General features: G+C 70.8%; 20 protein-coding genes, 1 tRNA gene and 1 pseudogene. 7 read left to right on the top strand and 15 right to left on the bottom strand.

The window, feature by feature from the left end:
• Nucleotides 1–118: 118 nt before the first annotated feature.
• The 4 genes from AC07AG_RS18355 to AC07AG_RS18340 all read right to left on the bottom strand — a co-directional run bounded on the left by AC07AG_RS18355 (nucleotide 119) and on the right by AC07AG_RS18340 (nucleotide 5,264).
• Nucleotides 119–1,474 carry an AAA domain-containing protein gene (locus AC07AG_RS18355; protein WP_478756089.1) on the bottom strand — a complete coding sequence of 452 codons (1,356 nt, stop codon included), beginning with the start codon at nucleotides 1,472–1,474 and terminating at the stop codon, nucleotides 119–121.
• A complete protein-coding gene (locus tag AC07AG_RS18350) occupies nucleotides 1,471–3,066 on the bottom strand; it encodes a hypothetical protein (protein WP_478756088.1) in 1,596 nt (531 codons plus the stop codon). The genes AC07AG_RS18355 and AC07AG_RS18350 overlap by 4 nt, the downstream gene beginning before the upstream one ends.
• Nucleotides 3,067–3,160: 94 nt before the next feature.
• Nucleotides 3,161–4,285 (bottom strand): hypothetical protein, encoded by a 1,125-nt coding sequence (locus AC07AG_RS18345; protein WP_478756315.1) that lies wholly within the window; start codon nucleotides 4,283–4,285, stop codon nucleotides 3,161–3,163.
• Entirely contained in the window at nucleotides 4,236–5,264 is a 1,029-nt protein-coding gene (locus AC07AG_RS18340) for a phosphatase PAP2 family protein (protein ID WP_478756314.1), read from the bottom strand. Before AC07AG_RS18340 ends, AC07AG_RS18345 begins: the two co-directional genes overlap by 50 nt.
• Nucleotides 5,265–5,529: 265 nt before the next feature.
• On the opposite strand from AC07AG_RS18340, the gene AC07AG_RS18335 reads away from it, so the two are divergent.
• Nucleotides 5,530–6,123: a histidine phosphatase family protein gene (locus AC07AG_RS18335; protein WP_478756313.1), complete on the top strand. Its 594-nt coding sequence runs from the start codon at nucleotides 5,530–5,532 to the stop codon at nucleotides 6,121–6,123.
• 72 nt (nucleotides 6,124–6,195) lie between these two features.
• On the opposite strand, the gene AC07AG_RS18330 is transcribed toward AC07AG_RS18335, so the two are convergent.
• Complete coding sequence (locus tag AC07AG_RS18330) at nucleotides 6,196–7,641, bottom strand: tetratricopeptide repeat protein (protein ID WP_478756087.1); 1,446 nt, start codon at nucleotides 7,639–7,641, stop codon at nucleotides 6,196–6,198.
• Between the two features lie 270 nt (nucleotides 7,642–7,911).
• Here AC07AG_RS18330 and AC07AG_RS18325 point away from each other — a divergent pair, with 270 nt between their 5' ends.
• Nucleotides 7,912–8,403, top strand: coding sequence for a hypothetical protein (locus AC07AG_RS18325; protein WP_478756312.1), 492 nt, complete (start codon nucleotides 7,912–7,914; stop codon nucleotides 8,401–8,403).
• A gap of 66 nt (nucleotides 8,404–8,469) precedes the next feature.
• On the top strand, nucleotides 8,470–9,330 hold the full coding sequence (locus AC07AG_RS18320; RefSeq protein ID WP_478756086.1) for a spermidine synthase: 861 nt from the start codon (nucleotides 8,470–8,472) through the stop codon (nucleotides 9,328–9,330).
• Between the two features lie 24 nt (nucleotides 9,331–9,354).
• On the opposite strand, the gene AC07AG_RS18315 is transcribed toward AC07AG_RS18320, so the two are convergent.
• Entirely contained in the window at nucleotides 9,355–9,897 is a 543-nt protein-coding gene (locus AC07AG_RS18315; RefSeq protein WP_478756085.1) for a hypothetical protein, read from the bottom strand.
• Nucleotides 9,898–9,984: 87 nt separating this feature from the next.
• Here AC07AG_RS18315 and AC07AG_RS18310 point away from each other — a divergent pair, with 87 nt between their 5' ends.
• The 3 genes and pseudogenes from AC07AG_RS18310 to AC07AG_RS18300 form a co-directional block, all read left to right on the top strand.
• Complete coding sequence (locus AC07AG_RS18310) at nucleotides 9,985–10,674, top strand: response regulator transcription factor (protein WP_249589774.1); 690 nt, start codon at nucleotides 9,985–9,987, stop codon at nucleotides 10,672–10,674.
• A complete protein-coding gene (locus AC07AG_RS18305) occupies nucleotides 10,671–12,056 on the top strand; it encodes a sensor histidine kinase (protein ID WP_478756084.1) in 1,386 nt (461 codons plus the stop codon). Before AC07AG_RS18310 ends, AC07AG_RS18305 begins: the two co-directional genes overlap by 4 nt.
• A 373-nt stretch (nucleotides 12,057–12,429) precedes the next feature.
• Nucleotides 12,430–13,320 (top strand): annotated as a pseudogene (locus AC07AG_RS18300) (chitinase); the annotation flags it as partial.
• An 89-nt stretch (nucleotides 13,321–13,409) separates the two neighbouring features.
• Here the strand turns inward: AC07AG_RS18300 and AC07AG_RS18295 are convergent.
• From AC07AG_RS18295 to AC07AG_RS18265, 7 genes are all read right to left on the bottom strand, one after another.
• A complete protein-coding gene (locus AC07AG_RS18295) occupies nucleotides 13,410–15,059 on the bottom strand; it encodes a bifunctional aspartate transaminase/aspartate 4-decarboxylase (protein ID WP_478756083.1) in 1,650 nt (549 codons plus the stop codon).
• Nucleotides 15,060–15,110: 51 nt separating this feature from the next.
• On the bottom strand, nucleotides 15,111–16,814 hold the full coding sequence (aspT, locus tag AC07AG_RS18290; RefSeq protein WP_478756082.1) for an aspartate-alanine antiporter: 1,704 nt from the start codon (nucleotides 16,812–16,814) through the stop codon (nucleotides 15,111–15,113).
• 24 nt (nucleotides 16,815–16,838) lie between these two features.
• A complete protein-coding gene (aspT, locus tag AC07AG_RS18285) occupies nucleotides 16,839–18,518 on the bottom strand; it encodes an aspartate-alanine antiporter (RefSeq protein WP_478756081.1) in 1,680 nt (559 codons plus the stop codon).
• A gap of 111 nt (nucleotides 18,519–18,629) precedes the next feature.
• Complete coding sequence (locus tag AC07AG_RS18280) at nucleotides 18,630–20,051, bottom strand: GH1 family beta-glucosidase (RefSeq protein WP_478756080.1); 1,422 nt, start codon at nucleotides 20,049–20,051, stop codon at nucleotides 18,630–18,632.
• Between the two features lie 122 nt (nucleotides 20,052–20,173).
• Entirely contained in the window at nucleotides 20,174–21,058 is an 885-nt protein-coding gene (locus AC07AG_RS18275) for a carbohydrate ABC transporter permease (protein ID WP_478756311.1), read from the bottom strand.
• A gap of 11 nt (nucleotides 21,059–21,069) precedes the next feature.
• Nucleotides 21,070–22,074, bottom strand: coding sequence for a carbohydrate ABC transporter permease (locus AC07AG_RS18270; RefSeq protein WP_478756079.1), 1,005 nt, complete (start codon nucleotides 22,072–22,074; stop codon nucleotides 21,070–21,072).
• Nucleotides 22,075–22,079: 5 nt separating this feature from the next.
• Nucleotides 22,080–23,393, bottom strand: coding sequence for an ABC transporter substrate-binding protein (locus AC07AG_RS18265; RefSeq protein ID WP_478756078.1), 1,314 nt, complete (start codon nucleotides 23,391–23,393; stop codon nucleotides 22,080–22,082).
• A gap of 337 nt (nucleotides 23,394–23,730) precedes the next feature.
• Between AC07AG_RS18265 and AC07AG_RS18260 the strand changes: the two genes are divergently transcribed.
• Complete coding sequence (locus tag AC07AG_RS18260; RefSeq protein ID WP_478756077.1) at nucleotides 23,731–24,786, top strand: LacI family DNA-binding transcriptional regulator; 1,056 nt, start codon at nucleotides 23,731–23,733, stop codon at nucleotides 24,784–24,786.
• Nucleotides 24,787–25,050: 264 nt separating this feature from the next.
• On the opposite strand, the gene AC07AG_RS18255 is transcribed toward AC07AG_RS18260, so the two are convergent.
• Both AC07AG_RS18255 and orn read right to left on the bottom strand, forming a co-directional pair.
• Nucleotides 25,051–25,123 (bottom strand) — tRNA-His (locus tag AC07AG_RS18255).
• A 247-nt stretch (nucleotides 25,124–25,370) separates the two neighbouring features.
• On the bottom strand, nucleotides 25,371–25,973 hold the full coding sequence (orn, locus tag AC07AG_RS18250; RefSeq protein ID WP_478756076.1) for an oligoribonuclease: 603 nt from the start codon (nucleotides 25,971–25,973) through the stop codon (nucleotides 25,371–25,373).
• Nucleotides 25,974–25,983: the final 10 nt, after the last annotated feature.

Here is a 25,983-nt window from a genome sequence, read left to right as displayed (position 1 = left end):
TCTTCCTCCTCGTACGGTTTCCGGCCGTGGGGCCGTCTTCCATTCTCCCTTGCCGCGCAAGGGGGCCGTGGGCCTTGGGCTGCGGGGGTTCCTGGATTTCCGTGTGCCCGCGCCCGGCCTAGGGCCGCCACGCCACGCGGTGTTCCGCCAGGCGGGCCAGCACCGCGTGGTTCGCCTCCCAGCCGTCCGGGAACTTCACCGTGACGCCCAGCTGGACCGGTTCCGTCGACGGGTGGTCGTCCAGGAGTTCGCTGACGCCCGCGCGGCAGACCACGATGCACGCGTGGCGGTGGCGGGACGCCAGGACGCACAGGCGGCCCGTCTCCAGGTGGAACGCGGTGGCGTCCGGGCGGCCGGAGAGCGGGTGCAGGACCACCGTCACGTCGAACTCGCGGCCCTGGAGACGGTTCGCGGTGTCCACCGTGACGTCCCTGACGCCCATCTCAGCGAGGATCGCCCGCACCGCTGCCGCCTGGTCGCGGTGGGCGGTGCCGACGGCGATGCGGTCGGCCGTCAGGGGAGTGGGGTCCGGACCGCGCTCCGAGACGGCCGCGCCGCCGCGGTCCAGGAGCCGCCGGACGACCTGCGCCACCGCGCGTACGGCCTCGGGGTCGGTCCGTGGTGTGTTCCGTGCGGGCAGTTCCAGCAGGCCCCAGCCCGACTCCGCCGCCTCGTCGATCACCCGGTCGGGGCCCGAACCGTCCGACGGGACACCGAAGCTGAGCTTCCGGTCGCCGTGGTCCGTGCCGCTGCGGAAGGGTGTGTACGGATAGAACGCCGCCGAGACCAGCGGTGCCGCCGACGCCGGGAGCCGCCAGGACACCGGCAGGCGGTGCTGCGGCAGTTCGGGGTTGTGTGCGAGCAGGGTCGTCACGGCGCTCGCCGAAGGGTCGTACGCGAGACCGGCCCACTGCTCGGCGCCCACGATCGAGAACGGGTCCAACTGGCCCGGGTCGCCCACGAACAGGGCCCGCTCGAAGAGCCCGGCCACGGCGAGCAGCGCGTCCGAGCGCATTTGATACGCCTCGTCCACGATGGCGTGCCGCCAGGGCTCCACGTCCTTGACGTGCGCCCACTTCGCCGCCGTCGACACGACGACGTCGAGCCCGGCGAGGTCGGCGGCCTTCGTGGACGTACGGACGAAGGGCAGGTCGTCCAGGGCCTTGTCGTACGCGTCCGGGTCGCTGCTGTGCAGTCGGCCCACCGGCAGCTCGGGGTCCTTCTCGGCGAGGCGCAGCACCAGGTCGTCGACCTGGGCGTTCGTCTGCGCGATCACCATCAACGGACGCCCCGCTGCGGCCAGTTCGCGGGCCGCGCGGACGACCAGGGTCGACTTGCCCGCGCCGGGCGGCGAGTCGACGACGACGCCGCGGTGCGCGCCGTGCAGCGTGTCGTGCAGGATCGCGTCCGTGGCGCGGGTGGCCGCGGCGCCGGGGTCGAAGGAGGCGCGGTCGAAGGGGGCGGTCGGACTCACAGGGTGTCCTCCGGCGTCACGGGGTCAGGGCGCTCGGCTGCCTCGCCCGGCGGGCCGCCGTGGGTCCAGGGAGTCGCCTCGGGTTCGGGCAGTTTGGGGCCGCCGCGCTGCTCGTGCTCGAAGAGCGTCCAGCAGATCCGGTCGCCCTTCTCCGGCAGGGAGCCGGGCTCGGGCTCCTTGCCGCGGCCCATCTTGTCGGTGATGCGCAGGACGACGGAAGCGCCGCTGCCTTCGCCCTCGTACGTGACGAACTCGGCCGTCTGCGGCTTGCCTTGGAGCGAGCGGTACACCTTCGCGCGCTCGGCCAGGTGCGGGTGGTCGTCCGTGCGGACCGTGACCAGGGGGCGCGGCCTCGGGCTCTTGCCCTCGCTGTACGCCATCACCACCTCGGTCACCTCGCCGGCGAAGGCCTCGCCCGCGAGCCGGCGGCCGGCCATCACCAGGGGGTCGTCGAGCGCCTCCTGGGCCTCCAGCCTGGCCTGCTCGCGCTCGCGCGTGGCGAGCTTGTTCGCCGCCGTCACCGCGTCGTCGACGCGGGGCTGCGGGGGTTCGCCCGCCGTCACGCGGTCCCGGTGGCCGGTGAACGACCAGCGGTCGCGGGTCCAGCGGTCGGCGGCGTGCGGGGCCTCGGGAAGCGTGCAGAGCACGTCGAGGCCGCGCCACACCGCGTCCCAGGTGGGGCGGGTCCTGCTCTCGATCAGGGAGCGGATCTCCCGCTCGGCCGCGGCCAGTTCGGCGAGGCGGGCGTCCGCCTGGATGCCGTCCTCGGCGGTGGCGAGGGTGCCGCGCGCGCGGTCGTAGCGCTCGATGGCCGGGGCGAGGAGGCGGTTGTCGAACGCCGGGTCGGTGGCGGGCCCCGCGGGCGGGCAGAGCAGCTGGCCGTCCTTGTCCCGCGCCAGCTCGGCGTGGAGCGCGGCGTCGGCTCCGGATGTGCCTTCCGGGGCCTCGATCCAGGCGAGCAGGGCGCCCAGGTGCTGGTCCTCCAGGCTGCTCTGCCCCGTGGCCCAGTGCCGGGAGAGCAGCTCGGTCATGGCGACGAGGAGGGAGGAGCCGGGGACACGGGCCCGCTCCCCGAAGTGGGTCAGCCAGCGGCCGAGGAGGGGGACGCGGGGCGGGGCGGGATACGGCGTCTCCGGGTCCTGCTCGGCCGTGCGGCGGAAGCGCGTGGAGCGTCCGATGAGCCGTACGAAGTCGATGCCTGCGCGGCTCGGGACGATCAACTGCGGTGCGTCCGAGCAGAGTTCGACCTCCACCTTGACGCGCTTCCCGGTCTCCGGGTCGGTCTCGTTGCGCTCCGCCGCTTCGACGTCGTCCGCGAAGGAGTCGACGTACTCCAGGACGGTGTCCGCGAGTTGGGCGAGGAAGGTGAAGCGGAGGTCGCGGTCGCGGGGCTGCGGGACGAAGAGGACGCGGGGCGAGGTCCGCTCGGTCCCGACGAGGGCGCCGAGCGGCGCGCCTGCCTCACCGGCGGTGGTGAGGGGGACGAGGACGAGGGGCCGCTGGGAGAGGTGGCGGTGCCGGGTCGTTGCTCTTGGCCGGGCGCGGCCCGTGGCCACCGCCTCCAGGCGCGCGAGGTTGTCGATCAGCGGCATCGGGCCGTCCTCCCCTGCGGGCCGTCGCCGGTTGCCCCGCCGCTTCGCGGCGGGATGTCCCCAGCCGCCCACCGGATCACCCGGCGCCGGCCGCTCACGAGACACCCCCGCCGGACAGCGCCTCTTGCCTCAGCGCCGCCGCCCGCCTCAGTGCCGCCACGGCTGGGTCCGCCGGGTCGCCCGATGTGCCGTTCGCCGCCGACAGGACCCCGGCGACCGTCGTCAGGCCGCCCAGTTCGCCCCGCACGGAGCGGCCCAGGGAGGTCACCGCGCCCTCCTCGCGGGAGCGTTCGCGGCAGTGGAAGGCCAGTTCGCAGGCGGCCAGGCACTCGGGGGCGTACGTCGCCGGGACCGATTCGACCGCTGCCGTCAGGTCGGCGGCGGGGCGGGAGACGTCGAACGTCGTGCCCTCCGGCAGCGCCGCCGCGATGTCCTCGATGCGGGTCAGGCGGCCCAGCTGGCGCCTCGTCACCGAGAGCTGTTTGCGGACGTCGATCGCCGATGCCGTGGGGAGGTTCGAGAAGTCCTTGGGGCAGACCAGGAGCACGTGGTGGCGGACCCGGGGTGCCGGGTCCATGTGCGCCGCGACCCGCTCCAGCGCGAGGGCGTACACCGCGGCCTGGCGCGCCGCCGCGCCCACCTTCGCAGCGTCCGCCGAACCGTCGATCATCGGGAAGGACTTGATCTCGACGACCGTCCAGGTGCCGTCGGGGTGGACCACCACCGCGTCCGGTTCGAGGAAGGCGGGGGTCCCGGCGACGTCGAGGGCCAGCATGGGGTGGTCCAGGAGGGTCCAGCCCTCCGTCGGCGTCGCCTCGCGCAGGGCGAGGGAGGTGCGGGCCGCGCGGCCTTCCGGGCCCACCGCGGAGAGGTCCGGGACGGACGACTCGCCCGGCACCGGCTCAGGGCCGCCCCCGAGCCGTCCGTGCACCAGACGCAGCAGCTCCGCGCCGCCGTCCGCCTTGACCTTCGCCTCGAAGGCATTGCCCCGCATGAACGCGAACTGCGACTGCCCGAAGGAGGCGGGCGAACCGAGCGACTGCGCGAGCGTCGCCTTGTCCACGCCCGCGCCGTCGAGCAGCGCCCGCCGCTGGCACCCCGGATTCGCGGCGAGGGCCGCGAGCGCGCGGGCGTCCAGCGGCTGCGCGGGGACGTCAGGGCCGCGCAGCTCAGCGAGCCGCTGTCGGAGTGCTGTCCCCCGCTTCGGCGGGTCGGGCACTCGGCTCGGCGCCTGGCTCGGCGGGCCGCTTGCGCGGCCGGGGAATTCGCTCACCCGCCGAAGTCTGGCACCCGCCACTGACAATTGAGGACTCTGGGGCGGACGAGGCCGACGGCGCGCCCACGAGCGACGGCGCGTGCGCCCCGGCAGCCGGCGCGTTCGCCCCGGCCACCACCCCGGTCGACGGCCGCGCGGCGGTGAGCGGCAGTCCCACCCTCGCCTTCACCCGGTCCGCGAGCCGCAGCACCGGCCGTACGAGAAGCAGCCCGACGCCCATCACCACGGCGCCCGCGACGGCGTCGAGGAAGTAGTGGTTCGCGGTGCCCATCACGACGATCGTGGTGATCAGCGGATAGCCGACCGCCGCGACCCTGGTCAGCGGCGAACGGCCGTGACGCCACAGCATCACCCCGCACCACAGCGCCCACCCCACGTGCAGGCTCGGCATCGCCGCGTACTGGTTGGTCATGCCGCCGAGCCCGCGCGGCGCGCTCGCCTCGCCGCCCCACCAGCCGAAGTCGCTGTACTGCGCCATGGTGTCGACGAAGCCGTACCCCTCGCTCAGCAGGCGGGGCGGGCAGGTCGGCAGGAGCGTGAAGCCGACCAGGCCGATCAGGGTGGAGGTCATCAGCCACGTGCGTGCGGCGCGGTAGTGGACCGCGCGGCTGCGGAAGAGCCAGACGAGGATCAGGGGCGTCACCAGATAGTGCAGCGACGCGTACCAGAAGTCCGCGGGGACACCTATCCAGGACTGGGCGGTGAAGAGACGGTTCAGCGGGTGCTCGGCGTTGATGCGCAGGAACTGCTCGACGCGGAGTATGCCGACTCCGTGGTCGACGGCGGCGGCCACGTCGCCGCGCGCCAGCAGTCGCCCCGCCGAATACGCGGCGTACACCAGCACGATCAGCGGCAGCTCCGTCCACCAGCGAAGCCGAAGCCCGTTGATGCCCCCAGTGCCCGGAGTGTCGGTCTGCGGCATCCGGTCGGTCCCCCATCCGTTTTTGGTCATGCGGTGTTCGCCGCCGCCTCACTTTACGGCGTACGCGAGAGCGCGCTGCGGCGGTCCCCGGTCGTCTTAGACGCAGAGATCGACGAGCGGGTTGCTCCTTGTGGGCACGAGTGATCGCGACATGGCGGGTGAGTGATGATGGAGGGTACGGACAGCTGTCTGTCCACAGAATTCGCTCTATGACAGCTGATGGTCTCGACCGATGACGACGACCGTCGGCCCGGAAAGGCTCGACATGGCACCGCGCATCCTGCTGGCCCGACACGGACAGACGGAGTGGTCCCTGTCCGGCAAACACACCGGCAGGACGGACGTCCCGCTCCTCGAAGAGGGCCGCAACGGCGCGAAGCTCCTGGGGGAGCGTCTGCACCGAGCCCCCTTCGACGGCCTCCCGGACGCCGAGGTGCGCACGAGCCCCCTGTCCCGCGCGCGGGAGACCTGCGAGATCGCCGGCTTCGGGGACCGTGCCACCACCTGGGACGCGCTCATGGAGTGGGACTACGGCTCCTACGAGGGGATGACCCCGGCCGACATCCAGGGCGTACGCCCCGGCTGGTTCATCTGGCGCGACGGCGTCCCCCGGGGCGAGACCCTGGAGCAGATCACGGCCCGCGCGGACGAGGTGGTGGCCTGGGCCCGCAGCGCGGACCGCGACGTCCTGGTCTTCGCGCACGGACACATCCTGCGGTCCATCGGCGCACGCTGGCTCGGCCTGGGCGTCGACTTCGCCGCCCGCATCCGCCTCAACCCGACCTCGGTCTCCACCCTCGGCTGGGCCTACGGAGAACCGGCCATCGAGTCGTGGAACGACACCGGGCACCTGGCATAGGAGCTACGGAGCCACCGGATTCACGGAGCCAGCGGAGCCACGGATTCACGGATTCACGGAGCGTACGGCTGACTACACGGCCCGCGGCAGCGAAGCATGCCGCTCCAGGAAGCCGCACACCCCCGAAGCCCGCCGGTGCGGAAGCAGCACCCGGGCCGTCGTGGCGAGCATCGACTGGATGCGCGACGACTGCACCTCGTCCAGGAGCCCGAGCACCCGGAGCCCCGCCGTCGCCGCCTCGTCGGGGCGGCCCGCGCGGGCCAGGTCGTCGGCGAGCTCCGCGGTGTAGAGGGCGATGTTCCGGGTGAACTGCGGGGTCTGGGCCGATGCCACGGCCGCCGCGCGCCGTGCGTGCCGGGCCGCACGCTCCCAGTCGCCGAGCGCCGACCAGCACTGCGCCTCAAGGCCTTCCAGCTCGGCGGGGCCGTAGAAGGTCATCCACTCCGGGTCGGCGTCCGAAGGGCCACGGTCGAAGAGGGCGTGCGCGCGGGTCAGCGCCTGCTCGCAGCCCGCCTTGTCGCCGAGCCCCGCCCAGCCCCCGGCCTCGCGCAGCGCGAGGAGCGAGAGCAGCAGGGGCGACGAGAGATGCCGGGCGGCCCGCGTGGCCGCCTGGGACGCCCGCACCGCCTCCCGGGGCCGTCCGGAGTCGCGCGCCAGGAAGGCCGTATTGCAGAAGGCGTGTGCCTCAAGGGCCGGATCGGAGGCCATCCGGGCCGTCGCGAGAGCCTCCGCGTAATGCGAGCGAGCGTCGTCGAAGCGGCCGGAGTCGTGCGCCAACCAGCCCACGGAGATCGCCAGTTCACCGGCGCCCGCGTGCAGCCGGTCCGCCGTCGACTGACGGGTGGTGCCCGCGTCGAGCAGGGCGTACGCGGTCCGCAGCGGGGCGCCGGCGCGGCGGTAGAGGCCGTCGGCGCCGTGCCGGTCGTCGAGCAGCCTGATCTTCCGTACGGCCTCCTCGACCGCGCTCACCTCGGCCTCGCCCGCCCGGCCGCCGCGCTGTGCGGTGGCCGCGGCCGGGCTCTGGGCGGCGAGCCCGAAGGGCCCCAGAGAGGCGGCGGCCATGGTGGCCGTGCCGCTCATGAATGCGCGACGCCGCACGTCGCTCTCCTCGTGGCTCTGGATCTCGTACGGGTCGCACTCGTGCGTTTCGGGGCCCGATGGCCCGGACGGAGAAGACTCATACAGCTGGATCGTGGTGTGTGACACGGGCGCTCCGGACCCGGCGCGCGCCCCTCGCCCGCGCACTGCGGAGCGGGGTGCGAACCCGAGATCCGTCAGCGTCCGGCCGGGGAACATGTGCAGGAACACCCGCTCGTACGCGTAGTTGGGACAGCGGATCTCGCCCGCCTCGACGCGTCCGATGTAACGGGCGTCGCAGCTGACGCGCTCACCGATCTCGCGAGCGGCCCGGCGGATCACGGCGGCGAACTCGCCCGGCGAGCGCTGTCCGCGCAGGTGACGGAAGAGAAGATTCGGTCGTGGGGACGGAGTTGACGATGCCATCGGTGACGACGCCATGGCCTGACCCTCTCGTACGGATCGTGCCGGAGTGCGCCGCATCCTGTGGATCCGGCGATGCTGCCCCTGTTCCGGCGGAGCACGAACGTACCCGCTGTGATGGGGACGGCACGCGGAGTTTGGCTACAAACGGGATATCTCACCCATGATCTGCCATGAAGTGCCATCCTTTGCGGCGGCATTACGCCGTAGCTGTTGACGCCGTCCCGCGTTGAACCATGAGGAGAGGGAGCGACGCGGCTTCCGCTCTTGCGAGGAGGGGTCCCCTTGTTGGAGATCGGCGTGGAGAACGGCGAATCGCGGGCGTCGCTGACGACGGCACGGCACCTGCCGACCCAGGACCGTAGCGCACCACCACAGCACGGCGTCCGGCCCGTCGAGCCCTCCGAGCCCCCCGGCTTCTGCGATCTCGTCACGGTCCCGGCCCGCCAGGGCCTGGAGGCGGTCGACATCCTGCGCCGCGGGGCGGGCGACGCCGTCGGCCCCGTCCTGCACGACGGGAGCTGCGACACCCTCGGCTTCCTGGTGCCGCCCGGCACCGCCGACGCCTGGGACCTGCCGGGCAGCGCGTGTACGCAGACCTTCGGCCGCGGCATGCGGCTGCACGCCGAGCCCGAGCCCGTCCCGCCGCCGCCCCCGGTCGCGGGGACCGGCTGGCTGCTGCCCCCCGACGAGACCGATCCGGTCACCGACCCCGCCGTCCTGCGCGCGGCGCTCGGCCAGGCGGCCCGCACGATCGAGGCCGCCGACAACTGCCGCTGAGCCCGAGGCGGGGCGGTGCTCCAAGGTCATCGGGCCGCGCCGTCCGCGTACGCCGATAATGGTCCGATGGCAAGGAACAGGCGATCCCGGGAAGAGACGCAAGCCGTCGTCGAGACGGTGGACGGCGGGCTCGCCGAGCTGATGCCCGACCGGGACAGGGCGCGCGCGTGGACACTGCTCGTGGACGGCGCCCCGCAGTCCCATGTCGACCTCGACGACCCGGCGTATCTCGACTTCGAGTACCAGCGCAGGCTCGGCCACGTCGCCGACCTGGTCGCGCCGCCCGGCAAGCCGATCCAGGCCCTGCACCTCGGCGGCGGCGCCTTCACCCTCGCCCGTTACATAGCCGCGACACGGCCCCGCTCCACCCAGCAGGTCATCGAGCGCGACACCGCGCTCATCCAACTCGTCCGCCGCGAGCTGCCGTTGGACCCGCAGGCGCGGGTGCGCGTGCGCGGCACGGATGCCCGCGAAGGGCTCGCGAAGATCGCGGACGGCTGGGCGGATCTCGTCATCGCCGACGTCTTCAGCGGCGCGCGCACCCCCGCTCACCTCACCAGCGCCGAGTTCCTCGGTGACGTACGCAGGGTCCTGAAGCCCGGCGGCTTCTACGCCGCGAATCTCGCCGACGGGCCGCCGCTCGCGCATCTGCGCGGCCAGCTCGCCACCGCCGCCACGCTCTTCCCCGAGCTCGCGCTCATCGCCGACCCGGCCGTGCTGCGCGGCAAGCGCTTCGGCAACGCGGTGCTCGTCGGCTCGGACAAGGCGCTGCCGATCGCGGAGCTGACCCGGCGCAGCGCGGGGGACTCGCATCCGGCGCGGGTCGAGCACGGCCGGGCGCTCATCGACTTCAGCGGGGGAGCGGCTGCGGTCACGGACGCGAGCGCGGTGGCGTCGCCCGCGCCGCCGCCTTCGGTGTTCCGCTGAGCGGGGTCCGGCCCGCCTCGCCGGTCAGTACTCGTTGATCTCGACCGCCGGGGCGTGGTCGTGCCAGGTGCAGAAGACCGAGACCTTCTCGGCGCCCGCCGTGAACTCCACCCGGATCCAGGTGTCCTGCTTCCACACCTGCACCGACCAGCCCGCCGCCGGGGTCGCCGAGACCAGGGTCGCGGAGTCCTTGCCGAGGTCGAAGACGACCCGCCCGCCGTCGGAGGAGTAGCTCTTCACGTTGCCCGGTGTGGAGGCGGGTGTGGAGGCGGGTGTGGAGGGGGTGCCCGGTTTGCTCGTCTTCGTCTTCGAAGGTTCGCTCTCGGGGGGTTCGGCCGCCTTCGAGGGCTTCCTCGACTTCGACGGCGAGGGGGTGGGCGTCGGATCGGGGCGGTGCGTGGAGGACGAGAGCGGCTCCGCGCGGTCGCCGTCGGCGGCCAGCGGAACGGCGCGCGGCGGGTCGTAGGCGGTGCCCGCCATCACCGTGTGGACACCCCACCAGGAGAGCGTGACCGCCGCGCCCGTGGCGAGCGACCAGGCCATTGCGTGTATGAGTCCTCTGCGCATCGCGAGCCATACTGCACCACCGGGCACGCCGGTGTCGCCGGTCTCCCGGGAGGACCGTGGTCACTCATATGGCGTACGGTGCCGCCCATGGCAAGTGTGCTCGTCGTCGAGGATGACCAGTTCGTACGCTCCGCTCTCATCCGGCATCTGACCGAGGCATCGCACACCGTGCGCAGCGTCGGCACGGCCCTTGAGGCGCTGCGCGAGGTGGCCCATTTCCGTTTCGACGTGGTGATCCTGGACCTCGGTCTGCCCGATCTGGACGGTTCCGAGGCGCTGAAGATGCTGCGCGGGATCACCGACGTCCCCGTGATCATCGCCACCGCGCGTGACGACGAGACCGAGATCGTCAGGCTCCTGAACGACGGCGCCGACGACTACCTGACCAAGCCGTTCTCCGTCGAGCACCTGTCGGCCCGGATGGCCGCCGTCCTGCGCCGCTCGCGCGTGACGGCGGGCGAGGCTCCGCCGAGCCGGGAGATTCGGGTCGGAGGGCTCGCCATCGACCCGCTGCGCCGCCAGGCGGAGCTGGACGGTGCGCGGCTCGATCTGACGCGGCGCGAGTTCGACCTGCTGGCCTTTCTCGCCGGGCGTCCCGGCGTCGTCGTACCCCGTAAGGAGCTGCTCGCCGAGGTGTGGCAGCAGAGCTACGGGGACGACCAGACCATCGACGTACATCTGTCGTGGCTGCGCAGGAAGTTGGGCGAAACGGCCGCGCGGCCGCGCTATCTGCACACGCTGCGGGGTGTCGGCGTCAAGCTGGAGCCACCGCTGTGAGGTGGGCACTCGTCAAGGTGTGCCTGGCCGTCACGACGATGGTCGTGGTGGCCTTCGCGGTGCCGCTCGGGCTCGTCATCCAGGAGATGGCGCGGGACCGGGCCTTCTCGAACGCCGAGCGGCACGCGGCCGGCATGGGCCCCACGCTCTCCATCACCACCGACCGCGACCAGCTGACGCGGGCCGTCGCCACGTCCGAGGCGGGCGGTGAGGGGCGGATGGCCGTGTACGTACCGGCCGTCGACAAGGCACCTGCCCTGGAGATCGGCGACCGGCGGGCGGACGCGCACGCGGTGGAGACCACGCGCAAGGAGGGCCGGGCCCGGACGGCCACGGTCGACGGCGGCTTCGCGCTGCTCCAGCCGATGGCCCTGAGCTCCACCCAGATCGCCGTGGTCGAGATCTTCGTGCCCGAGGACGCGGTCAGCAACGGAGTGACCACGGCGTGGCTGGTGCTCGCGGGCGTCGGCGTCGCGCTGATCATCGGGTCCGTGGCGGTCGCGGACCGTCTGGGCGTACGCATGGTGCAGCCCGCCAAGCGGCTCGTGGGCGCGGCGCAGTCCCTGGGGGAGGGGAAGCTGGGGGCGCGGGTGCCGGAGGAAGGGCCGACGGAGCTGCGCCTGGCCGCGGTGGCGTTCAACTCCATGGCGGACCAGGTGGTGCAACTCCTCGCGAACGAGAGGGAGCTGGCGGCCGACCTGTCGCACCGCCTGCGTACGCCGCTGACGGTGCTGCGGCTCAACGCGGCCTCGCTGGGGGACGGACCCGCGGCCGAGCAGACGCGGATCGCGGTGGAGAAGCTGGAGCGCGAGGTCGACACGATCATCCGCACGGCGCGGGACGCCAAGCCGCAGACCGCCGCGGTCGGTCCCGGCGCGGGCTGTGACGCCTCCGAGGTGATCCAGGAGCGCATGGCCTTCTGGTCGGCGCTCGCGGAGGACGAGGGGCGTGAGGTGCGGGTCGCGGGGGTGGAGCGGCCGGTGTGGATACCGGTGGCGCGCCCCGAACTGGTCGCCTCCCTCGACGCGTTGCTGGGCAATGTCTTCCGGCACACGCGGGAGGGGGCGGCGTTCGCGGTGGACGTGCACAGCGGCGAGGACGCGGTGATCGTGCTGGTGTCGGACGCGGGGGCGGGCATCGCCGATCCCGAGGCGGCGTTGGCGCGGGGCGCGGGGTCGGGGGCGGACGGGTCGACGGGGCTCGGCCTGGACATCGTGCGGCAGCTCGCGGAGTCCACGGGCGGCGATGTCCGCATCGGGCGCTCGGTGCTCGGCGGGACCGAGGTCCGGGTGTGGATCCAACTGGACGGCAGGCGTCCGGTGCCGGGGGCCAGGGGGCACCGAGGCTCGGTACGCCGCCGGAGGCGAGCCACCACGGGGTAGGGGCGGGCAGCCGGGGACCCCCGCGCGGAGCTCGGAGAACCACCCACGACGCGCACCCGGGAGCGAACCATAACCACCCCCGATCGCTCCCTTAAGCCCGCCCTAAGATCCAGTGCAGAGTCCCAATTAGCCGAAATGTCGTGCCCCCGCGGGGCTAAGTTGCTGACGCACCCCCACACCCCCCCCACCCCCGCACAGCTAAGGCAGGCACGCGATGAGCAGCACGCATCGGCGCACGGTGAGCACCAAGTCCAAGGTCATAGGCGGCATCGCGGCCGCCGCCCTCGTCGGCGGCGGCGCCTTCGCCTTCTCCGGGACGGCGCTTGCCAGCAAGGCGCCCGCCGAGCCCGCCGCGAAGGCCGAGGCCGAGGCCGGCGCCAAGTTCGCCCCGTTCGTGGACACTTCGCTCGCCCCCGCGTACGACCTCGTCGACACCGCCGACAAGACCGGCGTCAAGGAGTTCACCCTCGCCTTCATCACCTCGGGCGGCAGCTGCGAGCCCCTGTGGGGCGGTGTCACCGGCCTCGACGACGACAAGGTCGCCTCGCAGATCGAGGCCCTGCGGGCCAAGGGCGGCGACGTACGCGTGTCCTTCGGTGGCGCGGCGGGCTCCGAGCTGGGCCTCAAGTGCGACAGCGCCGCCGAGCTGGCCACGGCGTACGGCAGGGTCATCGACAAGTACAAGCTGACGAAGGTCGACTTCGACATCGAGGGCGCCGCGCTCCCCGAGACCGCCGCCAACACCCGCCGCGCACAGGCCATCGCGCAGCTGCAGAAGGACCACGAGGGCCTGGACGTCTCGTTCACGCTGCCCGTCATGCCCGAGGGCCTCACCCAGCCGGGCGTCGACCTCGTCGCCGACGCCAAGAAGAACGGCGTGCAGGTCTCCGCCGTCAACATCATGGCGATGGACTACGGGCCGTCCTACAGCGGTGACATGGGCCAGTACGCCATCGACGCCGCGACCGCCACGCAGAAGCAGATCAAGGGCGCACTCGACCTCTCCGACGAGGCCGCCTGGAAGGCCGTCGCGGTCACCCCGATGATCGGCGTGAACGACGTCACCACCGAGATCTTCAAGGTCGACGACGCCACGCAGCTGGTGGAGTTCGCCGAGGAGAAGGGTCTCGGCTGGCTGGCCATGTGGTCCTCGACCCGCGACAAGGCCTGCGAGGGCGGCGCCAACAACGGTGCGCAGCCCACCTGTTCGTCCATCGAGCAGGAGCCGCTCGCCTTCACGAAGGCGTTCGCCGCCTACAAGTAGCCCCCCCGGAACCACCGGACCGCCACAACCACCGCCCCCCACGGCGCCTCGACCGGCATCCCCCCACCCGGTCGGGGCGCCACTCATGCTCAGGCCTTGCTCGCCTGCCACTCCGACGCGTAGTCGTTGAAGATCGCCCTCAGGTGATGGCCGATCTTCAGGTAGTCGAGGTCGTCCAGATTCGCCAGTGACACCCGCACCGACCACTCGGGCCCCTCGAACCCGCCCCCGTTCAGGAGCACCACGTGCGTCTGCTCGGCGAGGCGGAACAGCGGGTCGACCGGCTCGTAGTTCTTCTCCAGGAAGTCGGCGAAGTCCTTGCCGTGGACGCGTTCCGCCTCGGCGAGCAGGTCGAGCTCGATGTAGTAGGCCGCCCGCTTGGGGTCGTCCGAGATTCTCATCTCGGCTCCCTCCAGGAGGAGTTCCAGCCGCTGCTGCACGATCGCGCGGATCCGCCGCTTGTACGCCTGGCCCTCCTCCTGCATGTCGAAGAGGGAGAAGAGGACCATGACCATCTGCTGGGGGAGCGAGAGCCCCGATGTGTGGTTCAGGGCCACCTGCCGGGAGTCCGCGACCAGGCGGTCGATGAACCTGATCTTCTCCGGCTCCAGCGTCAGCGTCCCGTACCGCTTGGCGAGCCGGTCCTTCTCGGCCTGCGGAAGGGCCGCGATCAGCTCGTCGATGACGTTGTCGTCGTGCAGCCCGATCACGCCGAGCCGCCAGCCGGTGGCGCCGTAGTGCTTGGAGTACGAGTAGACGAGCAGGGTGTTGCGCGGCAGGTCGGCGGCGATGGAGCGGAAGCCCTCGACGAACGTCCCGTACACGTCGTCCGTGACGATCAGGAGGTTCGGGTTCGACGTGGCGACGATGTCCTTGATCTGGTTCGCCACCCGCTGACTCAGCGCGAGCGAGGGCGGGTTGGAGGGGTTGACCAGGCAGACCATCTTGATGGCGGGGTCCGCGAGCTTGGCCACCTCCTCCTCCGGGTAGCGCCACTCCCGCACGCCCGCCTCGGCGAACTTGCTGGCCTGGACGTACGTCACGTCGAACTCGTACGTGTCGAGCTCGGGAATCTCGATGTACGGCGTGAACACCGGCACCATCAGGGCGATCTTGTCGCCCTTGTGCAGGATGCCGTTCTTCATGAGCGAGTCGAAGATGTAGCACATCGCGGCCGTGCCGCCCTCGGTGGCGAACAGGCTCAGGTTGTCCGCCGGCGGCTTCTTGTCGAACATCTCGTCGGCGATGTAGCCGCGCACGATCTGCTCCGCGTGCTTCAGCATCCGGTCCGGGACGGGGTAGTTGTCGCCGACCGAGCTGTCCGTCAGCTCGTGGACGAAGTCGTCCCTGTCGAAGCCGAAGCGCTCGATGGCGTACTCGACGCACTTCTGGAGCAGCTCGATGCCGGGCAGGTCCGGGTGCCGGCGCACGAAGGTGTCGAAGCGCGCGCCCGATCCGGCCTTCTCCGGCATGCCGCCGAGGTCGTCGGCGGTCCAGACGCGGCGGGACTCGGCCAGGGCGAAGTAGCCGAGCGCGTAGAACGCCTCGCGGGGGCCTGTGGCGATCCAGTTCGGGTTGCCGCGGCCCGCGTTGAGCATCTGCGGGATGGACTTCTCCTTCTGGCCCGGCTTGTCGGCCTGCACGGCCTGGGCGATCTGGATGAACTTGTCCTTCAGCTCGAAGGGGCTGAGCTGGGCGAACGACTGGATTTCCTCGCGGGTGAAGGTGGTCTTGGGCACGGCTCATTCCTCACATGCGTACGGACGTACGGGATCAGGGGCGGGGGAGCATCAGTGGTGGAGGAGGACGATGACTGCGCCCCAGATGGTCAGGAGCACGTTTCCGACGGCATAGGGGATCGTGTAGCCGAGCGTCGGGATCTGGGACCTGGACGTTTCGTTGATCGCGCCGATCGCCGCGGTGGTCGTCTGGCCGCCCGCGAGCACTCCCATCAGGATCGGGAAGCGGATCTTCTGGACGTAGTGCCCGAAGAGGAAACCGACGATCAGCGGGATGAGCGTGGCGATCGCGCCGAACAGGAGCAGGCCCCAGCCCGCCGTCGACAGGCCCGAGGTGAAGCTCGGCCCGGCATTGATGCCGACGACCGCGACGAAGAGGCAGAGCCCGAGGGTGTCCATGAACCACTGGGCGCCCGGCGGCACGTTCCCGTACGTCGGGTACTTGCCGCGGATCCATCCGAAGACCAGGCCCATGATGAGCGCGCCGCCGGACGTGGAGAGCGAGATCGGCACGCCGCCCGCGGTCAGCGCGGGGATGCCGATGCAGCCGCCGAGGAAGATGCCGAGGCCCACCCAGAGCATGTCGGTGGCGAAGGATGTCGGCACGGGCTTGCCGAGTTCCTTGCCCGCCGGGTCCACCAGGCGCTTGGGTCCGGTGAGGATCAGGGTGTCGCCGCGCTCCAGCTTCGTGGAGAGGCGGTAGGGGAACTCGGCGCCCGAGCGGTACAGCTTGGCCACGTACACACCGACCATGAACGGCTCACGGCGCAAGTCGCCGATGCTCTTGCCGAGTTGGGCCTTCTCGGAGGCGACGACGTGCAGTGACTCGGTCTGGTAGCCGAGGAGTTCGACGTCGTCGGTCTCGGAGCCGATGTGCGTACGGGGATCGAAATCGACGAGCGAGCCGCGCAGCGCGCTCAGCGCGACGACGTCCCCTTCGCGCAGGGTCGTCCGCTGGTCGTGGTCGAGGATGTTCCCTTCCCTGCGTACGCGGGTGATGTAGACCCGGCGGCCCAGCTCGCGCTGCTGGTTCTCGAAGTCCTCGATGGTGCGTCCCGCGAGGTCGGGGCGCTGGAGGGTGTAGGCGCGCAGGACGACCTCGTAGTAGCCATCGGCCAGGTCGGGGTTGTCGCCGGGGGCGTCCAGCTCCTTGGCCAGGGCGGCCGATTCGGCGGCAAGGTCGCGTCGGTAGAGCTTGGGCAGGACGTTGGCGAGCAGCATCGCGCAGAGGATCGTGCCCAGGGGGTAGGTCACCGCGTACCCGATGGCGACGAGGTTCGACTCGCTCTTGACCTGCGCGGAGCTGAGGCCCGGCAGATTGGAGATCGCGTCGCCCGCGACACCGATGACGGCGGACTGGGTGAGCGCCCCGCCGAGCAGCCCCGCCGAGAGCCCGGGGCCGTAGCCGAGCATCGCGGCGAAGCCCCAGCAGACGAGCAAGCCGGTCACACAGACCACGACCGCGTTGAGGACCTGCGGAAGGCCGTCCTTCTTCAGGCCCCGGAAGAACTGCGGGCCGACCTTGTAGCCGAGGGCGAAGAGGAACATCGTGAAGAAGAGGTTCTTCACCGTCCCGTCGATCTCCACCTTGAACTGCGCCCCGAGCAGCAGACCCGCGATGAGACAGCCGGTGACCGCGCCGAGCCCGATGGCCTTGTAGCGCAGCTTCCCGAAGAGGAAGCCGACGGCCACGGTGATGAAGACGAGCAGCTCGGGATGGGGCTGGAAGATGTTCCGGTTGAGGAAGTCGATCATTTTCTACCCTCCGGGTGCGCCGTCTCAGGAGCCGAGTACGCCGACGAGGATCGGCCCGGTCAGGGGGAGCAGGAAGTTCGAGAGGGCGTAGGTGATCGTGTAGCCGAGCAGCGGGACCGAGCTCTGGGCCACCTGGGTGACGGAGGTGATCGCCGGGGTCGAGCATTGCTGGCCCGCGATGGCTCCGATCAGGAGTGGTTTCTCGATCTTCAGGAGCTTGCGGCCGACGACGAGCGAGATCGTCGCGGGTACGAGGACCATCGCGATCCCGGCGAACGGGAGCAGCGCCCCGTACTCCTTGAGCAGCGGCCAGGCCTGCGGCCCCGAGACGAGCCCCGTACAGGCGATGAAGATCGCCAGGCCCATGTCCTTGAGGGTGTTGGCGGCCTGCGGCGGGAACGCCCCGAAGGTCTGCTTGCGGGAGCGGAACCAGCCGAAGAGCAGCCCGGAGATCAGACAGCCGCCGCCCGTGCCGAGCGACATGGGCACGTCGCCGAAGTGCACGACGACCTGGCCGAGCAGGGAGCCCGCCGCGATGCCGAGGCCCAGATAGATGAAGTCGGTGGCGTCGTTCTTGACGACGGCGCCGATCCTGGCGACCAGCTTGTTCAGGCCGGAGCGCGCGCCCACCAGGGTGAGCACGTCACCGCGGCGCACGGTGGTGTGGCCGGCCGCGGGCAGATGCTGATCACCGCGCAGTACGTCGGTGACGTACACGCCGTCCTTGATGAACTCGGGATGGGCGCGCTGCAGCTCGTCCACGCTCAGGCCGTCCGACGACTTCTCGGTGACGGCGACCTGGGCGGTGGCAAGGGGGGTGTCGACGCCGGGGATGCCGGGGGTCTCGGGGCCGATGAGGTGCCCGGACTCGATGACGTTGGCGCGTCGGCCGACCACAAGGACCAGGTCGGAGAGGGTGAGCGCGAGACCGGGCGCGGGCGTGAGCTGCTTGCTGCCGCGCTTGACGGCCTCGACGGTGACCCGGCCGTCGAGCTCGGACTCCAGGTCGCCGACGGTCCTGCCGTCGCCCGTGGTCACCAGATAGGTGCGGCCGACCATGCCCGGCAGCGCCTGGCGCTCGTCGGACTCCAGGCCGCCGCCCGCGCCGCGCATCTTCTCCCACAGCTCGCGCGAGGCGTCCCGCAGGTTGATGCGCAGCATCATCGGCATGATCTGGCTGGTGTAGAGCACGATGGTGATCAGGCCGAAGAGGTAGCAGACCGTGTACGCGGTGGCGACGTGCCCCTGGTACTGGGTGATCTGGTCCGGGGTGAGCCCGTCGAGCTTGCCGATGGCCTCGGTCGCCGTACCGACGACGGCCGACTCGGTGGCCGCGCCGGCCAGGATGCCCGACGCGGTGCCGACGTCCAGGTCGAAGGCCTTGGCGAGGCCGAGCGCGATGCCCAGGACGCAGACGAGCTCGATCCCGCAGAGCGCGAAGAAGCGCAGGCTCTCGCGGTTGAGATTGGAGAAGAACTGGGGGCCCGCGAGATAGCCGAGGGCGAAGATGAAGAGCGCGAAGAAGATCGTCTTGACGTCGTCGGAGACGACGACCTTGGCCCAGGCGCCGAGCAGCAGGGAGACGATCAGCGTGCCGCAGATGCCGCCCAGGGTGATGGGGCCGACGCGCACCTTGCCCACGAGGTAGCCCAGGGCGAGGCAGATGAACAGCGCGAACTCGGGGTGATCACGGAGTACGCCCACCGGCGCTCACCGTGCCTGATCTATGGCGAAATGTGGCATACGGGAAACCTAAGGAGCCGAGTGACGGGGTGCCACTCGGCTCCTGGCCCGTTCCGCCTGGTGCCCGCGGGGTCAGCCCACGGCGCCCTCCAGCGGCAGCTCACCGGCGGCCGCGACCGCCGCGTACCAGTGGGCGCTGGACTTCGGGACGCGGGCCTGCGTCTCGTAGTCGACGTACACCGCGCCGAAGCGCTTCCCGTAGCCGTACGACCATTCGAAGTTGTCCATCAGGGACCAGAGGTAGTAGCCGCGGACGTCGGCGCCGTCCGTGATGGCCCGGCGCACGGCGGCCAGGTGGCCGTGGAGGTAGGCGATGCGCTCCGGGTCGTGGACGCGGCCTTCCGCGTCCGGCTTGTCGTCGTAGGCCGCGCCGTTCTCGGTGACGTACAGCGGAAGGCCCGGTGCCTCCCGTGTGTAGCGCATGATCAGCTCGTGCAGCCCCGTCGGGTCGATGGTCCAGCCCATCTCGGTCCGGTCGCCCGGCGTCTGGTGGAAGGCCACGTCGTCGGAGCCCGGCCACGGGGAGTGCTCGCTCGCGCCGTGCCCGTCGGCGCGCGGGCTGCCCGGGTCGTCGTGCGCGGCCGAGACCAGCGCGGGCGTGTAGTAGTTCAGGCCGAGCGCGTCCAGCGGCTGGTGGGCGGCGGCCAGGTCGCCGTCGTGCACGAAGGACCAGTCGGTGACCCGGGCCGTGTCGGTGAGCAGGTCCGCGGGATAGGCGCCGTGCAGCATCGGGCCGTGGAAGACGCCGTTGGCGAGGTTGTCGATGCGGCGGCGGGCGTCCAGGTCCGCGGGGCTCTCCGAAACCGCCCTGACCACCGAGGAGTTGAGGCTCACCGCGACCCGGGCGCGGGCGGGCAGGGCCGCGCGCAGCGCCTGCGCGCCCAGGCCGTGCGCGAGGTTGAGGTGGTGCGCGGCCTGCAGTGCGGCCGCCGGGTCGGTGCGGCCGGGGGCGTGCACGCCGGATCCGTAGCCCAGAAAGGCGCTGCACCAGGGTTCGTTGAGCGTGATCCACGACTCGACGCGGTCCCCGAGCGCCTCGGCGACGAAGCCCGCGTACTCGGCGAACCGGTAGGCGGTCTCCCGCGCCGGCCAGCCGCCCGCGTCCTCCAACTCCTGCGGCAGATCCCAGTGGTAGAGCGTCAGGGCGGGCTTGATGCCCTTGCCGAGCAGCTCGTCGACGAGCCGCCGGTAGAAGTCGAGTCCGCGCTGGACGGCGGGGCCGCGCCCGGTGGGCTGCACCCGCGACCAGGAGACGGAGAACCGGTAGGCGTTCAGACCGAGGTCCGCCATGAGCGCCACGTCGTCGCGGTAGCGGTGGTAGTGCTCGACGGCCACGTCACCGGTGTCGCCGTCGGCCGTCCTGCCGGGCGTGTGGCTGAAGGTGTCCCAGATGGAGGGGGTGCGGCCGTCTTCGCGTACGGCGCCCTCGATCTGGTACGCCGACGTGGCCGCGCCCCAGAGGAAGTCGGCCGGAAAGGTGAGGGATTCAGGCATGGAAGCGCTCCCATGGAAGGGGGGAAGAGGACAAGGAAGAGCGGGCTGGTGGCCAGGGCCGAGGTGGCGGCGACTCGGCCCTGGCGGGAGGGAGATGCGAGCTGAGGCAGGCGGAGAGGGACTCAGCCCTTGACCGCGCCCTGCATGATGCCGCTCACGATCTGCTTGCCGAAGAGGATGAACGCCAGGAGCAGCGGCAGCGTGCCGAGCAGGGCGCCCGCCATGATCACCGCTCTGTCCGGGATGTAGCCCGTGCCGAGCGAGTTGAGCGCCACCTGCACGGTGGGGTTCGACTGGTTCAGCGCGATGATCGGCCAGAGGAAGTCGTTCCAGGCCATGACGAACGTAAGGAGGCCGAGGACCGCCATCGCGGGCCGCGCCGCCGGGAACACCACGTGCCAGATGATCCGCAGGCTGCTGGCCCCGTCCATCCGGGCCGCCTCGATGAGCTCGCCGGGCAGCGCCTGAAGGAGGTACTGCCGCATGAAGAACACCCCGAAGGCGCTCACGAACGTCGGCAGGATCACCGCCTGGAGCTGGTTGGTCCACTGCAGGTCCGCGATCCACAGATAGAGCGGTACGACGCTGAGCTGCGGCGGCACCATCATCGTGCCGATCGTCAGCAGGAGCAGCAGTCCGCTGAACCTGAACTTCAGCTTGGCGAAGGCGAATCCGGCGATCGTGGAGAACAGGACGGTGCCGATCGTGATGCTGCCCGCCACGATCGTGGTGTTGAGCATCGCGTCGCCCAGGCTCGCCTCGGTCCAGGCCCGCTCCAGGTTCTTGAACAGATTCCCGCCGAACCACAGCGGCGGCGGGGTCTGGGCGAGCCGCCCGCTCGTGCGCGAGGCCGCGATCGCCGTCCAGATCAGCGGCGCGAGCGAGACGGCCGTGAACAGCGCCAGGACGACGTAGGTCACGGGCCCCGCGTGCATCGTGCGGCCGGCCTTCGGACCCAGGGGACGCCCGGCCTTGGGGGCCACGGGACGCCGGTCCTCGGGGGCCATGGTGCCGGACTTCATTGGGCCTTCCTCAGACGTCGGGCGATCAGCAGATTGACCGCGGCGATGAGCAGCAGGATCACGAGCATCAGCCAGGCGACGGCCGAGGCGCGCCCCAGATGGCCGTTGATCCAGCCCTGGTCGTACAGATAGAGACCCAGCGTCTGGAACTGGTGGTCCGCGCCGCCCTTGGACCCGGCCGTGCCGCCGAACAGCAGCGGCTCACCGAAGAGTTGGGTCGCCCCGATGGTCGAGACGACGACCGTGAACAGGATCGTCGGCCGCAGCATCGGGATCGTCACGTGCCGGAACTGCTGCCAGCGCGAGGCGCCGTCGAGCGAGGCCGACTCGTACAGGTCGTGCGGCACGGCCTGCATCGCCGCCAGATAGATCAGCGCGTTGTAGCCGGTCCACCGCCAGATGACGATCGACGACACCGCGAACTGCGAACCCCACGACGATTCACGCCAGTTGACGGGATCGATGCCGACGGATCCGATCACCCAGTTGACCATGCCGCCGTCCCAGGCGAACAGCAGCGTGAAGACCAGCGAGGCGCTGGCCACCGACGTGGCGTACGGAGCGAGCATGGCCACACGCCACAGGGTGGAGCCGCGCAGTTTGTAGTTGAGCAGATGCGCGATGCCGAGCGCGACGGCGAGCTGGGGGACGGTGGAGATGATGCCGATGGTGAAGGTGTTGCCGAGCGCGTTCCAGAAGTAGTCGCTCTGCAGCAGGTTGGTGTAGTTCTCCAGGCCGAGCCAGGTGCTGTCGTCGAGGTTGGTCAGCTCCAGACGGTGCAGTGATGCCCAGCCGGTGTAGAGCAGCGGGAACAGGCCGAAGGCGCCGAAGAAGAGGAAGAACGGGGCGACGAAGACGTACGGCGACGCCTTTATGTCCCAGCGGTACAGGCGGCTGCGCCACGAGGACGTGGGGGAGGCCTTGCGGCTCCCGGACGCGGCCGGGGCCGCGTCCCCCTCACCGGGGGACGCGGTCTCGGCGTACTCAGCGGTCTCGGACATGCGCGTCACTGTCCCAGAACATCCTTGATCTCCTCCTGCGCCGCCTTCCAGCCCTGCGCCGGAGACTTGCCCTGTTGCTCCACCTGGAGGACACCGATGTCCGTGATGGACTGGCCGATCTGGGCGTCCTTGACGCCGTAGACGGCGGCCGGGGTGTTCTCCGCGATGTCGGCGAAGATCTCCGTGATGGGCGCGTCGTTGAAGTACGCCTTGGTGGCGGGCGAGGGCTTCAGCGTGTCGTACGCCGACGGGGTGGACGGGAAGCTGGCCTGCTTGGCGAAGACCTTCGCGAGCTGCTCGGGCTGGGTCAGCCAGACGGCGAGCTCGGTCGCCTCCTTCTTGTGCTTGCCCGCGCTCGGCACGCCGAGGAACGTTCCGCCCCAGTTGCCGTCCGTGGGCGCCTTGGCCATGTCCCACTGGCCCTTGCCGCTCGCGCCGGTCTTCTCCTGGATGTAGCCGGCCATCCACGCGGGGCAGGCCACGGTGGCGAACTTGGCGTTGGCGAAGCCCTGGTCCCACGTCGGGTCGAACTGCTTGAGCTTGGAGGACATGTCGCCCTCGGCGACCTTCATCGCCGCGTCCCAGGCGTCCTTGCGGCCCTGGCTGTCCTCGTAGATCTCCTTGCCGCCCTTGTCGTAGTACCGCTCTTTCGCACCGGCGAAGACGGCGTTGTAGACACTGGAGGCGGAGTCGACGAACTTGGTCTCGCCGGGGGCCTTCTTCATGTACTTCTCGCCGAGCGCGACGTACTTGTCCCAGTCGCCCGCCCACTCCTTGGCGAGCTCCTCGCGGTCGGTGGGAAGACCGGCCTTCTTGAAGAGGTCCTTGCGGTAACAGAGCGCCGTCGGGCCGATGTCGACGCCGAGGCCGACCGTCTTGCCGTCCTCGGTCGTGGCCTGCTTCCACTTCCAGTCGAGATACGTGGCCTTGTCCACGCCCTTCGCCTTGCTCAGGTCCTCGAACTTGGCGCCCTGGGTCTGCACGACCTCGGTGATGTTGCTGACCTCTATGGCCGCGACGTCGTTGACACCGGCGCCCGACTGGAGCTGGGTCAGGAGCTTGGGGTAGTAGGCGTCGTTCCGCTCGATGACGTTCTCTTTGATCTTGATGTTCGGGTGCGACTTCTCGTACTCGGCGTAGAGACCTGCCTGCTTCAGGCCCAGCACGCCGAACGTGCCCACATTGAGCGTGACCTTGCCGTCACTGCCCTCCGAGCCGCTGTCGTCGTCGCTGGAACAACCGGCCAGCAGGCTCGTGGCCAGCGCGGTCACGGCCGCGAAAGCCACCAGACGGTGTGGTCGGCGGGAACTCGTGCTCATTGCGTCCTCCTGTTGCCTGACGTGCCGACCCCCCGGCCAACTGCGCTTCTTGCCCCGTTGTTTGACTCTTCGGCTCGGGCGGGGAACGTGCGGGTTGTGTACGTGTCAGGTAGTGTGGGAGCGCTCCCACAAGTGATGAGTTGAAGAGTCGTGGCTGGGGGCGGGGGTGTCAAGGGACCGGACATAGAGATATGTCTTCAGTTATCGGGCTGTTACTCGGGCCGACACTCGGGTCGCGGTGAGGGTGCTCGCGCGTTCGGCCCAGCCGCCCGGTGATGATCAGGCTGTTACATTCCTCTACATTCCTCGCCGGGGGAAGTGCGACGGGAGGCGGACAATGGCAGCTCACGGTGCGCGCGGCCGCAGTGGCGGGCGACCGACCCTGGAGGAGGTCGCCGCAAGGGCAGGGGTGGGCCGCGGGACGGTCTCCCGGGTGATCAACGGCTCGCCGCGGGTGAGCGAGGCGACCAGGACGGCCGTCGAGGCCGCCGTCGCGGAGCTCGGTTACGTCCCGAACACGGCGGCCCGTGCCCTCGCCGCCAACCGCACGGACGCCATCGCCCTGGTCGTGCCCGAGCCCGAGACCCGTTTCTTCGCCGAGCCGTACTTCTCCGACGTCCTGCGCGGGGTCGGGGCGGAGCTCGGCGAGACGGAGATGCAGCTCCTGCTGATCTTCGCCGGGAACGACCGCAGGCGTCAGCGCCTGGCCCAGTATCTGGCGGCCCACCGCGTCGACGGCGTCCTGCTGGTCTCCGTCCACGCCGACGACCCGCTGCCGGACCTCCTCGCCCAGCTGGAGATCCCCGCGGTGATCAGCGGCCGCCGCTCGGCCGACGAGGCGCTGCCCTCGGTGGACTCCGACAACTTCGCGGGCGCGCACTCGGCGGTGGAGCACCTCCTGGCGCGCGGCCGCACGTCCATAGCCACCATCACCGGCCGCCTGGACGTCTACGGCGCCCAGCGCCGCCTGGACGGCTACCGCGCCGCACTGTCGGACGCCGGCCGTCCCGTGGACGAGCGCCTGATCGCACCCGGCGACTTCACCGAAGAGGGCGGCCGCCGGGCGATGGCGGAGCTCCTGGAGGCCCGCCCCGGCATCGACGCGGTGTTCGCGGGCTCGGACGTGATGGCCGCGGGCGCGCGCCAGGTCCTCCGGGAGGCAGGGCGCCGGATACCCGACGACGTGGCCCTCGTCGGCTTCGACGACTCGGCCATCGCCCGCCACATGGACCCGCCGCTGACGAGCGTGCGCCAGCCGATCGAGGAGATGGGCCGGGCGATGATCGATCTCCTGCTCGCCGAGATCGCGGACGACCGCCCGGCATCCGCCCGGCGCCTGGAACACCGTCAACTGGTGCTGCCGACGGAACTGGTGGAGCGGGCGTCGTCCTGAGGCTTGTGCGGGCCGCCGACGCGGGAGGCAACCGACGGCCCTTGCGCCCCGGCGTCCCGTACCGACACGGGCCGCACGAAGCGCCACACGCACTCTGCACGGACCTCGCGGGAGTGGGAAGGGTGTGCGCGCGGCGGACGCGGGGGCGGCTTTCGCGCCCCGTGTGATCCACGCCCCGCGCGGACCGGACACGGCGCCATCTTGTGAATGCGGGGCGGCATGCGAAAGGGCCCCGGTTCCTGAGAACCGGGGCCCTTTCTTCAGGGTGAGTGACGGGACTTGAACCCGCGGCCACCTGGACCACAACCAGGTGCTCTACCAACTGAGCTACACCCACCATGTCCGGTCGTTTTTCTTTCTTCCGACCGGCCGAGAAAAAGTGTACAGGGTCCGAAGGGGTGCTCGCGCACGCGTTTTCCGGACCCCGTACGAGGGGTGGCTGTCGGGGTGGACGTCACACGGATTCCCGTGCGGCTGAGCCCCGGAGTGCTGTCGGCTTCCGTACGGCTGTCTGCGGCTGGGGGTCCGGGGGTCGCCCCCCGGGAGATGCGGCCCGGACCCCGTACAGAGGGGTTCCGCGGAGGCTAATCCGCGGGCAGCACGTACTTGGCCGCGATGGTTTTCGCGGTGTCCGAGTCCGGTCCGGGCTGCGGCACGAAGACCGCCTCGCGGTAGTAGCGCAGCTCGGCGATGGACTCGCGGATGTCGGCAAGCGCCCGGTGGTTGCCGTTCTTGTCCGGGCTGTTGAAGTACGCCCGGGGGTACCACCGCCGGGCGAGTTCCTTGATGGAGGAGACGTCGACGATGCGGTAGTGGAGAAACTCCTCCAGGGTCCGCATGTCGCGCAGCAGGAAGCCGCGGTCGGTGCCGACCGAGTTCCCGCAGAGCGGAGCCTTGCGCGGCTCCTTGACGTGCTCACGTACGTACGCCAGGACCTGCTCCTCGGCGTCGGCCAGCGTCGTGCCCGAGGCCAGTTCGTCGAGGAGCCCCGAGGTGGTGTGCATTTTGCGCACCACCTCGGGCATGGTCTCCAGCGCCGCGTCCGGCGGGCGGATCACGATGTCCACACCTTCGCCGAGCACGTTCAGTTCCGAGTCGGTGACCAGTGCGGCCACCTCGATAAGTGCGTCATCCGTCAGCGAGAGCCCGGTCATCTCGCAGTCGATCCACACCATGCGATCGTTCATGCGTCTTACC

The sequence above is a fragment of the Streptomyces sp. NPDC044044 genome (assembly GCF_056434405.1).
Note: the sequence above shows the minus strand (reverse complement) of the source record. Positions and strands in the feature narration are given on the sequence as shown.